Origin of the sequence: Streptomyces sp. MB09-01 (assembly GCF_033794505.1) — a bacterium.
Taxonomy (GTDB): Bacteria; Actinomycetota; Actinomycetes; order Streptomycetales; family Streptomycetaceae; genus Streptomyces.
Genome location: NZ_JARAYQ010000048.1, coordinates 1 through 12968, shown reverse-complemented (window position 1 = coordinate 12968; position 12968 = coordinate 1). Strand labels below are relative to the sequence as shown.

The window sequence follows — 12968 nt, the reverse complement described above, 5'->3', positions numbered from 1 at the left end:
AACGCCCCCTTGGACATACGAAGGTGAATGGTCCGGATACCGGATACGTATCTTCGGACAACGAACCGTTTCCGGCCAACCTTTTGACGCGACCCTGACATCTAGTGCGACAAGTGGCAATCTTCGACCGTTCATCGCACCAGCCCTGTTCTGCCCGGAGGCCCACCCAGCCATCCGGAACCCCCCTTGCAGAAGGAGTCTGCGTTGAGGTCCACCCCCCAGAGGCGTGCCACCGCGGCCGGCGCGCTCGTTGCCGCGGCAGCCCTGCTCGCCGTAGGCATACAGACCGGAACCGCCACCGCCGACGCCACCGCGTCCCAGGCACCCAAGGCCGCCCAGCCCAATCCGGGCGCGGCCAACCGCGTACTCAGCGCTTCGGAGCGTGCGACGCTCCTCGCCGAGGCCAACTCGACCACCGCTCAGGCCGCCAAGGCGCTCGGCCTCGGCAGTGGTGAGAAGCTCGTCGTCCGCGATGTCGTCCAGGATGCGGACGGCACCACGCACACGACGTACGAGCGCACCTACGACGGCCTCCCCGTGCTCGGCGGTGACCTCACCGTTCACGCCAAGGGCGGTGTCACCAAGAGCGTGACCAAGGCGACGCATCACGAGATCAAGGTCGCCGACACCAACGCCACGGTCACCCCGTCGGCCGCGGAGAGCCAGGCGGTCGCCGCCGCCAACGCCGAGGGCTCGAAGGAGGCCAAGGCCTCCAAGAACGCCCGCAAGGTGATCTGGGCGGCCGAGGGCGCTCCGGTGCTCGCGTTCGAGACCGTCGTCGGCGGCCTCCAGCACGACGGCACCCCGAACGAGCTGCACGTGGTGACCGACGCCAAGACCGGCGCCAAGATCACCGAGTGGCAGGCCATCGAGACCGGCACCGGCAACACCATGTACAGCGGCCAGGTGACCCTCGGGACCACCCAGTCGGGCAGCACCTGGAACCTGACCGACGCCGCGCGCGGCAGCCACAAGACGTACAACCTCAACCGTGGCACCGGCTCCGGCACCGGCACCCTGTTCTCCGGCCCGGACGACATCTGGGGCAACAACCTGCCGTCCAACCTGGAGACCGCCGGCGCGGACGCCCATTACGGCGCGGCCGTCACGTGGGACTACTACAAGAACGTGCACGGCCGCAACGGCCTGCGCAACGACGGCGTGGCCCCGTACAGCCGGGTCCACTACGGCAACGCCTACGTCAACGCGTTCTGGAGCGACTCCTGCTTCTGCATGACCTACGGCGACGGTGAGGGCAACAACAAGCCGCTCACCTCCACCGACGTGGCCGCGCACGAGATGACCCACGGCCTGACCTCGGTCACCGGCAACATGACCTACAGCGGTGAGCCCGGCGGTCTGAACGAGGCGACCTCGGACATCATGGCCGCGGCCGTCGAGTTCTACGCCAACAACCCGCAGGACGTGGGCGACTACCTCGTCGGCGAGAAGATCGACATCAACGGCGACGGCACCCCGCTGCGCTACATGGACAAGCCGAGCAAGGACGGCGCGTCCAAGGACGCCTGGTACTCCGGCCTCGGCGGCATCGACGTCCACTACTCCTCGGGCCCGGCCAACCACTGGTACTACCTGGCCTCCGAGGGCTCCGGCGCCAAGGTCATCAACGGCGTGAGCTACGACTCCCCGACCTCCGACGGCCTCCCGGTCACCGCGATCGGCCGTGACGCCGCCTCGAAGATCTGGTTCCGCGCGCTGACCACCGGTCTGTTCAAGTCGAACACCAACTACGCGGCGGCCCGTACGGCCACCCTGCAGGCGGCGGCCGACCTCTACGGCGCCGGTTCGACCACCTACAACAACGCGGCGAACGCCTGGGCGGCCATCAACGTCGGCGCGCGCATCGTGAGCGGCGTCTCGGTCACCCCGATCGCCAACCAGAACACCCAGATCAACACCGCTGTCAGCCTGCAGGTCCAGGCCACCAGCACCAACCCGGGTGCGCTGAGCTACGCGGCGACCGGCCTCCCGGCCGGCCTTTCGATCAACTCCTCCACCGGCCTGATCTCGGGCACCGCCACCACCGCGGGCACGTCCAACGTGACCGTCACGGTGACCGACTCGCAGAGCAGGACCGGAACGGCGTCCTTCACCTGGACGGTCGGCACCGGCCAGCAGAACGTCTTCGAGAACACGAACGACTACCAGATCGCGGACAACGCCACGGTCGAGTCCCCGCTCTCGGTGACCCGCACGGGCAACGCCCCGAGCACGCTGAAGGTGGACGTGAACATCGTCCACACCTACGTCGGTGACCTGGTGGTCGACCTGGTCGCCCCCGACGGCAGCGTGTACAACCTGCGCAACCGCTCCGGCGGCAGCGCGGACAACATCGTCCAGTCCTTCACCGTGAACGCCTCCTCCGAGGTCGCCAACGGCACCTGGAAGCTCCGCGTCAGGGACGCTGCCAGCCTGGACGTCGGCTACATCAACAGCTGGAAGCTCACCTTCTGACCCCACCGGGGCAGCGTGAGCCACAGCTGAACAGATAGACACGGGGCCGCCCGGGAGAAGACCTCCCCGGGCGGCCCTGTCCCATGGGACGTCCTCCGGTGACCCCGAAGGCCACGCCCGCCGCGCGCCGGCCGCCTTCCCGCTGCCCGAGCTCGCCCCTGCGGAGCGGGCCTGACGCCGCGTGGAGTGCCGGACCGCTCCCGGGGGTCAGGGAGCCATGGATCAGCCGAGGGCGCGGAAGACGATGTCGAGGAGGTCTTCCTCCGGCTCTTCCTCCTCGTCGCGGGCCTGGTCATCCCGGCCCTGGTCATCACGCGCCTGGTCGTCCCGGCCCTGGTCATCACGCGCCTGGTCGTCCCGGCCCTGGTCATCGCGGCCCTGGTCATCGCGGCCCTGGTCCCCGCCGTTGTTCCAGTCGCCACGGCCGTCGTTGTCGCCACGGCCGTCGTCGTCACCACGGCCGTCGTTGTCGCCACGGCCGTCGTCGTCACCACGGCCGTCGTCCTCCCCGTTCACCGGCGTGAAGTAGGCCGCGACGACCCTCACCCGGTTCACCTGTCCGTCCGGCCTCAGCGTCGCCACCTCCTCGCCGGTGCAGCTGCGGTTGGCGAAGAGGTGCGCCCGCGACCTCGTGTCGTTCTGGACCGCGACCGCGGGCCTGTCCCGGGAGGTGTGCGTCAGCACGTAGCAGGTGGAGTAGTCCGCGGGCCGGATCTGGCCGTTCTCCTCGACGTCGTCATCGTTGACGAACCGGTAGTTCAGCGTGCCGAGCGAGCTGTCGCCGTGGTCGTCGGCCGGTGACGGGCCGGCGGTGGGCAGGACGAGCGCGAAAGCGCCGACGAGCACGGCGGCGGTGGTGCGAAGACGCATGGGGGAAGTCCGTTCCTCGGGTCCGCGGATGCCGGGTCCGGTGGCATCCGCGGGCAGCGTAGGAGGGGAGCAGGTCGCCGAAACGTTTCGGCATGCCCAGTACGTTCGAAGGTTCACCCGTGAGGTCCCCGCCGAAGGACCTCAGTTGCGGGCGGGGGACGCCGACGCCGCGTCCGCAGCGGACTTCGTACGGGCCCTCGGGATGCGGGCGGCGGCGGCCGGGGCCCCGCCACGGAGCAGCAGGAACACCGCCAGAGCGCCGGCCAGACCCATCGCGGCCGAGGCCAGGAACGTCTCGCGCAGACCGCTCGCGAAGGCGGCATCCACCAGGCCGGTCAGCGTCTCGCGGGCCGCGCCCGCCGGGGCCCCGGCGAGCAACTGCCCGGCGCCGCCAGAGGCCAGCGGCCCCGCCAGGTCCCGGCCGCCCTCGCCGAGCCCGGAGCGCAGCCCCGCGTGGAAGACGGCGCCGAGCACGGCGATGCCGAGGGCGGTGCCCAGCTGGCGCGCGGTGTTCAGGGCGCCGCCCGCCGTGCCCGCGGCCCTGGAGCGGCCGCCGGCGCCGCCCGCTCCGGAGCGGTACGCCTTGGACGACACGGAGTTCGCGCTGCTCACGCTGCTGGGCCGGGACGGCCGCGCCGGGTATCCGGAACTGGCCCGGGCCACCGGCCTGTCGGAATCGACCGCCCGCCGCAGGGTGGAGCGGCTGCGCGATCTCGGGGCCGTCTTCTTCGACGTGGAGTTCGTCCCCACGCTCTTCGGGTACGAGGCGGAGGCGACGATGGTGCTGACCGTCCCGCCGGCCCGCCTCGCGGAGGTGGGGGCGGCGCTGGCGAGCCACCGCGAGGTGCCGTTCGCGGCGGCCGTGACCGGGGCGGCCTCCCTGATGGCGGTGGTCGTGTGCCGGGACACCGACGCGCTCTACACGTACGTGACCGAGCGGATCGGCGCGGTGGACGGGGTGGGGCAGGTGGAGGTGATCCCGGCCCTGCGCAGCGTCAAGCGGGCCGGGATGCTCGTGGAGGGCGAGCGGCTGGTGGATCCGCCGCCCGCCCTCTGAACCGGTGCCGCGGCGGGTCCTACCGCAGCAGTACGCCGCCTCCCGCGTCCGTGTCCACCGGCGACGCGACCAGGCCCAGTTCGGCCGGGGTCGCCAGCAGCGGGTGCGCCGGCAGGATCCGCACCGTGTAGCCGAAGGGACCCGTACGGTCGAGGGCGAGCGGGCCCTCGTACACCCAGCGCCCCTCCAGGTCGGGCCCCACGGCCGGCTTGAGCGGGAAGGTCCGCCCGTCCCGGATCACGTCCTGCGCGTCCACGCGGCCGGCGAAGGCCTGTACCTCCACGTCCTCGGGCGCGAGGGAGTCCAGCGCCACCTGCACCCGCAGGGTGAGGGTGGACCCGAGCTCGGCGGTGCCGTTCACGGGAGCCGCGGCCAGCGCCTCCACGTGCTCGACGGAGACCCGCGGCCAGGCCGCCCGGACCCGCCCCTTCCACCAGGCGAGGTCGCGCGCGGCCCCGGCGTCCAGGGTCCGGTGGGCGAGCGCGGCCGGCGTGTACAGCCGCTCCACGTACTCGCGCACCATCCGGCCCGCGAGAACCTTCGGCCCCAGCGAGACGAGCGTGCGCCGGACCATCTCGATCCACCGCACCGGGAGCCCGGTGCGCCCGGCCCGATCGTAGAACCGGGGTGCGACCCGGCCCTCGATCAGCTCGTAGAGGGCGCTCGCCTCCAGGTGGTCGCGCCGGTCCTCGTCCGCGCCGAGTCCGTCGGCGGTCGGGATCGCCCAGCCGAAGTCCGGCTCGAACCACTCGTCCCACCAGCCGTCCAGCACGGACAGGTTGAGGCAGCCGTTCAGCGCGGCCTTCATCCCGCTCGTCCCGCACGCCTCCAGCGGCCGCAGCGGATTGTTCAGCCAGACGTCACAGCCCGGGTAGAGCTTCTGTGCCATGCCCATGCCGTAGTCGGGCAGGAAGACGATCCGGTGCCGCACCCTCGGGTCGTCCGCGAACCGCACCAGTTCCTGCACGAGCCGCTTCCCGCCGTCGTCGGCCGGGTGCGCCTTGCCCGCGACCACGATCTGCACCGGCCGGTCCGGGTCCAGCAGCAGCCTGCGCAGCCGGTCCGGGTCGCGCAGCATCAGCGTCAGCCGCTTGTACGAGGGCACGCGCCGGGCGAAGCCGATGGTCAGCACGTCGGGGTCGAGTACGGAGTCCACCCAGCCCAGCTCGGCGGCAGCGGCGCCGCGCTGGAGCCACGAGGCCCGCAGCCGGTCCCGTACCTCCTGCACCAGCTGCTCCCGGAGCACCCGCCGCAGGTCCCACACGTCCTGGTCGGGGATCTCGGAGACCGCGTCCCAGCGTTGGGAGCCGCCGACCGACAGGGCGTCCTCGGTGCGGCCCGCGCCGATCTGGCGGATGCCGAGCCGGACCACTTCCGGGGCCACCCAGGTCGGGGCGTGCACCCCGTTGGTCACGGAGGTGATCGGCAGTTCGGCCGGGTCGAAGCCGGGCCACAGGCCGGCGAACATCTCCCGGCTGACCGCGCCGTGCAGGGTGGACACGCCGTTGGCCCGCTGGGCCAGCCGCAGTCCCATCACCGCCATGTTGAACACCCCGGGGTCGCCCCCGGGATAGGTCTCGGCGCCGAGCTCGAGGATCCGCTCGACCGGGACGCCGGCCAGTTCCCCGCCGTCCCCGAAGTGCCGGGCGACCAGGGCCCGCTCGAAGCGGTCGATCCCGGCCGGGACGGGGGTGTGCGTGGTGAACACGGTCCCCGCGCGCACCGCCTCGAGGGCGGCGTCGAAGCCGAGCCCCTGCTCCCGCTCCAGTTCCCTTATGCGTTCGAGCCCGAGGAACCCGGCGTGGCCCTCGTTGGTGTGGAAGACCTCGGGGGCGGGGTGCGCGGTGATCCGGCAGTACGCACGCACCGCGCGCACGCCGCCGATGCCGAGCAGCATCTCCTGGAGGAGCCGGTGGTCGCTGCCTCCGCCGTAGAGCCGGTCGGTCACTTCGCGGGCGGCGGCGTCGTTGTCCTCGACGTCGGAGTCCAGGAGCAGCAGCGGCACGCGCCCGACGCGGGCCTGCCAGATGTGGGCGTGCAGGGCGCGGCCGCCGGGGAGGGTCAGGGAGACCCGGGCGGGGGTCCCGTCCTCCTGGCGGAGCAGGCCGAGCGGAAGTTCGTTGGGATCCAGTACGGGATAGTGCTCCTGCTGCCAGCCGTCGCGGGACAGCGACTGGCGGAAGTAGCCGTGCCGGTAGAGCAGTCCCACCCCGATGAGCGGGACGCCGAGGTCGCTGGCGGCCTTGAGGTGGTCCCCGGCGAGGATGCCGAGGCCTCCGGAGTACTGGGGCAGGGCGGCGGTGATTCCGAACTCGGGGGAGAAATAGGCGATGGCGGCAGGCAGTTCCGCGGCGTTCTCCTGGCTCTGGTACCACCTCCCGCCGTTGACGTAGTCGTCGAGGTCGGCGGCGGCGACGGCGAGGCGCCGCAGGAAGCGGCGGTCTGCGGACAGTTCCTCGAGCCTGGCGGCGGAGACCGCGCCGAGCAGCCGGACGGGATCGCCGCCGGCGGCCAGCCAGCCCTCGGGGTCGACGGATTGGAAGAGTTCACGGGTCTCGGAATGCCACGACCAGCGCAGATTGCGCGCGAGGTCGGTGAGCGGCAGCAGGGTTTCCGGGAGGACGGGGCGCACGGTGAATCGACGGATAGCCTTCACACGTTCCACCTTCGCAGGGGATTGCGGATCGGAGCGGTCGCACCACGCTGTGCATCCGCGCATCACCCCGGGAAGGCTAGCGAGGCCCGCGTGTTCCGGCCATGGCGCCTCCGGCGGAGGCCGCTGGCCCGCCCCTCCCCCGGCCGACGGCTCCGGGTGCGGCCGGGCCGCCGCGACGGCGTGCGCACGCTGTTCGGCGGGCCTCCCGGGGGTGACGGGCCCGTTTCCTGACCACTCGTTCGGGCGGTCCGCGAGATGCCCGGGAGACCCGTGGGACGGGTGGTGTCGGGCCCCTACGTCACCTGGTACCGGCCGACTTGACGGAGCCCCGACGGATGTCGATCCGGGGCTCGGTCGCGCCCGTTCCACTACGTACGAGTAGTTAACCGAGCGCGCGGATTGGGCCGGGCGTGAGTGGGAAGGGCTCCCCGGGTACACGTCGTACACGCACGAGGCACTCGCCCACAAACCCTCTCCCCGCCACCCGAGTGAACGCGGACAGGAGCGGCCATGCCCGCAGCCCAGCCGTCTTCCGAGCGGCTAGAAACAGAGCGAACAGAGCGTGCACTACCAGTCGTGACACCGACTGGCCTGTTGTCACCGAGCCCCGCGAACTGCCCCCAGGTGATCCCATCATGATCGGTCGCATTCCCGTGCTGGACGTCCGCCCCGCCGTCGACTGCGGCGCCAGACCCGCCAAGGCGGTCGTGGACGAGGTCTTCGAGATCTCGGCCACCGTGTTCCGCGAGGGCCACGACGCCGTTGCGGCGCACATCGTCCTGCGCGATCCGAGCGGGCGGCTGCGGCCCCCCGTACCGCTGCGCGAGCTCGCCCCCGGCACCGACCGGTGGGGGGCCCGCGTCTCCGCCGAGGCCGAGGGGAGGTGGACGTACACGGTCGAGGCGTGGAGCGACCCGGTGGCCACGTGGCGGGCCCACGCCGCGATCAAGATCCCGGCAGGCATCGACACCGGGCTGATGCTGCTGGAGGGCGCCGAGCTCTACGAGCGGGCCGGGGCCCGGATTCCCAAGCGCGACGGCCGCGAGGCCGTGCTGGCCGCCGCCGAGATCATGCGCGACGAGGACCGGCCTGCCGCCGAGCGGCACGCCGCCGCCCTCGACCCCGCCGTGGACGCGGCGCTCGCCAAGCGCCCGTACCGGGAGCTCGTCACCGCCTCCAAGCCGCTGCCGCTCCTCGTCGAGCGCAAGCGGGCCCTGTTCGGCTCCTGGTACGAGATGTTCCCGCGCTCCGAGGGAGCGGTGCTGAAGCCCGGCGAGGCACCGGTCAGCGGGACGTTCCGGACCGCCGCGGAGCGGCTGCCCGCGATCTCCGCGATGGGCTTCGACGTGGTCTACCTGCCGCCCATCCACCCGATCGGCAGCACCTACCGCAAGGGTCCGAACAACACCCTGTCCGCGGGGAGTTGGGATCCGGGCGTGCCCTGGGCCATCGGATCGACCGAGGGCGGGCACGACGCGGTCCACCCGGAGCTCGGCACGATCGAGGACTTCGACGCGTTCGTCGCACGCGCCCGCGAGCTGCACATGGAGATCGCGCTGGACTTCGCCCTCCAGTGCTCCCCCGACCACCCGTGGGTCGAGAAGCACCCGGAGTGGTTCCGCCACCGCGCCGACGGGACGATCGCGTACGCCGAGAACCCGCCGAAGAAGTACCAGGACATCTACCCGATCCACTTCGACACCGACATGGCCGGCATCGTCCAGGAGACCTGCCGGATCCTGCGGTACTGGATGGAGCACGGCGTCCGCATCTTCCGGGTCGACAATCCGCACACCAAGCCGGTCGTCTTCTGGCAGAAGGTGATCGCGGACATCAACAAGTCCGACCCCGACGTGATCTTCCTGGCGGAGGCCTTCACCCGTCCCGCCATGATGCGCGCGCTCGCCGCCGTCGGCTTCCAGCAGTCGTACACGTACTTCACCTGGCGCAACACCAAGGCCGAGCTGACCGAGTACCTGACCGAGCTGTCCGGGACCACCTCGGCCTCCGTGATGCGGCCGAACTTCTTCGTGAACACGCCGGACATCCTCCACGAGTACCTGCAGGAGGGCGGCCGCCCGGCCTTCGAGGTACGGGCGGTCCTCGCCGCCACCCTCTCCCCCGCCTGGGGGGTGTACGCCGGCTACGAGCTCTGCGAGAACACCCCGGTGCGGCACGGCAGCGAGGAGTACCTGAACTCGGAGAAGTACGAGTTCCGGCCCCGCGACTGGGAGGCCGCCGACCGCGACGGCGCCACCATCGCCCCGCTGATCACCGCCCTGAACCGGCTGCGCCGCCGCAACCCCGCGCTCCAGCAGCTGCGCGACATCCACTTCCACTCGACCGACAACGAACAGGTGATCGCCTATTCGAAGCACGCCGGAGCCAACTCCGTACTGGTGGTCGTCAACCTCGATCCGCACCACACCCAGGAGGCGACGGTGTCGTTGGACATGCCGGTACTCGGCCTCGACTGGCACGGGTCCCTCGCGGTGCGCGACGAGCTCACCGGCGAGACCTATCACTGGGGCAGGGCGAACTACGTGCGCCTAGAGCCGGGCCGCACGCCCGCGCACGTACTGGCCGCTCTGCGACCGTCCCCGCCCACCGGAGGGTCACCCACCACATGATGATCAACGATCCCGTCCACGACACCTTCGAGGACACCCCCGCCAAGGACCGCGACCCCGACTGGTTCAAGCGGGCCGTCTTCTACGAGGTCCTCGTCCGCTCCTTCCACGACAGCAACGGCGACGGCGTCGGGGACCTCAAGGGGCTCACCGCCAAACTGGACTACCTCCAGTGGCTCGGCGTCGACTGCCTCTGGCTGCCGCCGTTCTTCGCCTCGCCCCTGCGCGACGGGGGCTACGACGTCTCCGACTACACCTCCGTGCTGCCGGAGTTCGGCGACCTCGCCGACTTCGTGGAGTTCGTGGACGCGGCGCACACCCGCGGCATGCGGGTGATCATCGACTTCGTCATGAACCACACCAGCGACCAGCACGAGTGGTTCCAGCAGTCGCGCAAGGACCCGGAGGGCCCGTACGGCGACTACTACATGTGGGCCGACAACGACAAGCAGTACCAGGACGCCCGCATCATCTTCGTCGACACCGAGACCTCCAACTGGACGTACGACCCGCTACGCAAGCAGTACTACTGGCACCGCTTCTTCTCCCACCAGCCGGACCTCAACTACGAGAACCCGGCCGTCGTGGAGGAGATCGTCTCCGCCCTGCGCTTCTGGCTCGACCTCGGCATCGACGGCTTCCGCCTCGACGCCGTGCCCTACCTCTTCGCCGAGGAGGGCACCAACTGCGAGAACCTGCCCCGCACCCACCAGCTCCTCAAGCGGGTCCGGGCCGAGATCGACGCGCACTACCCGGACACCGTGCTGCTCGCCGAGGCCAACCAGTGGCCCGAGGACGTCGTCGACTACTTCGGGGACTTCGCGACGGGCGGGGACGAGTGCCACATGGCGTTCCACTTCCCCGTCATGCCGCGCATCTTCATGGCCGTACGAAGAGAGTCCCGCTACCCCGTCTCCGAAATCCTGGCCAAGACACCGGCGATCCCGGACCGCTGCCAGTGGGGCATCTTCCTGCGCAACCACGACGAGCTCACCCTCGAAATGGTCACGGACGAAGAGCGCGACTACATGTACGCCGAGTACGCCAAGGACCCGCGGATGCGGGCCAACATCGGCATCCGGCGCCGCCTCGCCCCGCTCCTGGACAACGACCGCAACCAGATGGAGCTGTTCACCGCCCTGCTGCTGTCCCTCCCGGGCTCGCCGGTGCTCTACTACGGCGACGAGATCGGCATGGGCGACAACATCTGGCTCGGCGACCGCGACGGCGTCCGCACCCCCATGCAGTGGACCCCGGACCGCAACGCCGGTTTCTCCTCCTGCGATCCGGGCAGGCTGAATCTGCCGGTCATCATGGACCCGGTCTACGGGTACCAGGTCACCAATGTCGAGGCGGCCATGGCGTCGCCCTCCTCACTGCTGCACTGGACCCGCAGGCTGATCGAGATCCGCAAGGCCAACCCGGCCTTCGGACTCGGCTCGTACACCGAACTGCCCTCGTCCAACCCGGCGGTGCTCGCGTTCCTCCGCGAGTACGGGGACGACCTGGTGCTGTGCGTGCACAACTTCTCGCGCTTCGCGCAGCCCACCGAGCTGGATCTCCGGTCGTTCAACGGACGGGTCCCGCTGGAGCTCACGGGCGACGTGCGCTTCCCGCCGATCGGTGAGTGGCCGTACCTGCTGACCCTGGCGGGCCACGGCTTCTACTGGTTCCGGCTGCGGACCGAACAGCGCGGTGAGCAACGCGACGGGTAAGGGGCCGGCAGAGGGGCGGGCAGCTCGAATGGGTCAATCGCCCGCCCCTGTACGGATCATCTGACCCGACACTCGCACATGCCGGAGAAGCAACTGCCGCGCATCCGGGACACTCTGCGCATTCTGTGACGGCCCGGGGAAAGGACGCGACGCCATGTCGGAGGCTGCATCCGCCCGGAGCCGGCTGACGGCCGACCGGGCCGCCGGGCTCGCCCCGCTGGAACCGATGCTGAGGGCCTGGCTGCCCGCACAGCGCTGGTTCGCGGGGAAGGGCCGCACCATCAGCAGGCTCAGGACCGTCTCGGCGGCCGAGCTGCTGCCACCGGGTTCCACCCCCGGACTGCTGCACCTGCTCCTCGACGTGGACGGGGACTGCTACCAACTGCTGCTGGGCATCCGCCCGTCCCTGCCGCCCGCGCTCGCGCCCACCCTGATCGGCCACGCCGATGACGGCCCGTACGCCGGCCGGGCGGTCTACGAGGCGCTGGGCGACCCGCGGCTCGCGGCCATGCTGCTGGAGCGGCTGCGCTCCCCCGGGGCGCTCGGCCCGCTGCGCTTCGACCGGGACCCGGCCACGCCGATCCCGGCGGGGCTCGTGCCGCGGCCGCTCTCCGGGGAGCAGACCAACTCTTCGCTGATCTACGGAGATTCGTTCATCCTGAAGGTGTTCCGCCGGGTCGGCCCCGGGGTCAACCCGGACCTGGAGCTGCCCCGGGCGCTGGCCGCGGCCGGCTGCACCCGCGTTCCGGCGCCCGTCGCCTGGTACGAGGCCGAGCCGCCCGGGAGCGAACCGCTGACCCTGGGCGTGCTCCAGCCGTACCTGCGCGGCTCCGACGACGGCTGGCAGCTCGCGCTGCGCCGGCTCGGCGCCGGGGCCGACTTCACCGCCGAGGCGCACGCGCTCGGCCGGGCCACCGCCGAGGTGCACAGCGCGCTCGCCTCCGCGCTGCCCACCGTCGCGCTCGGCCCGGAGCAGACCGCCCGGCTGGCCGCCGGGATGACCGCCCGGCTGGCCGCGACCGCCCGGGAGGTGCCCGCCCTGCGGCCCTACGAGGCGGGGCTGCGGGGGGCCTTCGACGCGCTGGCCGCCTCCCGGGGAGCGGGCGTGCCCGCCCAGCGGATCCACGGGGACCTCCATCTGGGTCAGACCCTGCGCACCCTCGACGGCAGCTGGTCGTTGATCGATTTCGAGGGCGAGCCGGCCCGGCCGCTGGCCGACCGGCGCCGTCCCGAACCGGCGGTGCGCGACATCGCCGGGATACTGCGCTCCTTCGACTACGCCGCCCGCTCGCACCGGCCGTTCGCCCCCGCCTGGGCGGACGACTGCAGGGCCGCCTTCTGCGAGGGCTACGCCCGCACCACCGGCCGGGACCCCCGCGAGGACCCCGTACTGCTGCGGGCGTACGAGACCGACAAGGCGGTGTACGAGGCCCGTTACGAGTCCCGGCACCGCCCCGACTGGCTGCACGTCCCGATGGCCGCGATCCGGCGACTCTCGGAACCCTCGCGACCCGCGCACCGCGTGCCGCCGACCCCGCCCGCCCCCGGTTCCATCTCCCCGCACC

General features: G+C 71.5%; 8 protein-coding genes. 5 read left to right on the top strand and 3 right to left on the bottom strand.

Annotation, left to right across the window (positions count from 1 at the left end; genetic code table 11):
- Positions 1 to 204 precede the first annotated feature (204 nt).
- Entirely contained in the window at positions 205 to 2475 is a 2271-nt protein-coding gene (locus PV721_RS13205) for a M4 family metallopeptidase (protein ID WP_319723595.1), read from the top strand.
- 222 nt (positions 2476 to 2697) lie between these two features.
- Here PV721_RS13205 and PV721_RS13200 read toward each other — a convergent pair whose 3' ends face one another.
- Positions 2698 to 3345, bottom strand: coding sequence for a hypothetical protein (locus PV721_RS13200; RefSeq protein WP_319723594.1), 648 nt, complete (start codon positions 3343 to 3345; stop codon positions 2698 to 2700).
- Between the two features lie 141 nt (positions 3346 to 3486).
- On the bottom strand, positions 3487 to 3939 hold the full coding sequence (locus PV721_RS13195; protein WP_319723593.1) for a hypothetical protein: 453 nt from the start codon (positions 3937 to 3939) through the stop codon (positions 3487 to 3489).
- Between PV721_RS13195 and PV721_RS13190 the strand changes: the two genes are divergently transcribed.
- A complete protein-coding gene (locus tag PV721_RS13190) occupies positions 3929 to 4402 on the top strand; it encodes an Lrp/AsnC family transcriptional regulator (RefSeq protein ID WP_319723592.1) in 474 nt (157 codons plus the stop codon). The two genes, PV721_RS13195 and PV721_RS13190, sit on opposite strands and share 11 nt — an antisense overlap.
- Before the next feature lie 19 nt (positions 4403 to 4421).
- Here PV721_RS13190 and glgP read toward each other — a convergent pair whose 3' ends face one another.
- Complete coding sequence (gene glgP, locus PV721_RS13185) at positions 4422 to 7058, bottom strand: alpha-glucan family phosphorylase (protein ID WP_319723591.1); 2637 nt, start codon at positions 7056 to 7058, stop codon at positions 4422 to 4424.
- A gap of 635 nt (positions 7059 to 7693) precedes the next feature.
- Here glgP and PV721_RS13180 point away from each other — a divergent pair.
- The 3 genes from PV721_RS13180 to PV721_RS13170 form a co-directional block, all read left to right on the top strand.
- Positions 7694 to 9688, top strand: a complete 1995-nt coding sequence (locus PV721_RS13180; protein WP_319723589.1) for an alpha-1,4-glucan--maltose-1-phosphate maltosyltransferase — start codon at positions 7694 to 7696, stop codon at positions 9686 to 9688.
- Positions 9685 to 11403, top strand: a complete 1719-nt coding sequence (gene treS / locus PV721_RS13175) for a maltose alpha-D-glucosyltransferase (protein WP_319723588.1) — start codon at positions 9685 to 9687, stop codon at positions 11401 to 11403. The genes PV721_RS13180 and treS overlap by 4 nt, the downstream gene beginning before the upstream one ends.
- 154 nt (positions 11404 to 11557) lie before the next feature.
- Positions 11558 to 12968 (top strand): maltokinase N-terminal cap-like domain-containing protein (locus PV721_RS13170; protein WP_319723586.1); only part of this gene is annotated, 1411 nt, incomplete at its 3' end.

Excerpts from the sequence above, each read along its gene's own strand:
- PV721_RS13200 (WP_319723594.1), bottom strand. The coding sequence starts at position 3,345 with ATGCGTCTTCGCACCACCGCCGCCGTGCTCGTCGGCGCTTTCGCGCTC.
- PV721_RS13180 (WP_319723589.1), top strand. The coding sequence starts at position 7,694 with ATGATCGGTCGCATTCCCGTGCTGGACGTCCGCCCCGCCGTCGACTGC.
- treS (WP_319723588.1), top strand. The coding sequence starts at position 9,685 with ATGATGATCAACGATCCCGTCCACGACACCTTCGAGGACACCCCCGCC.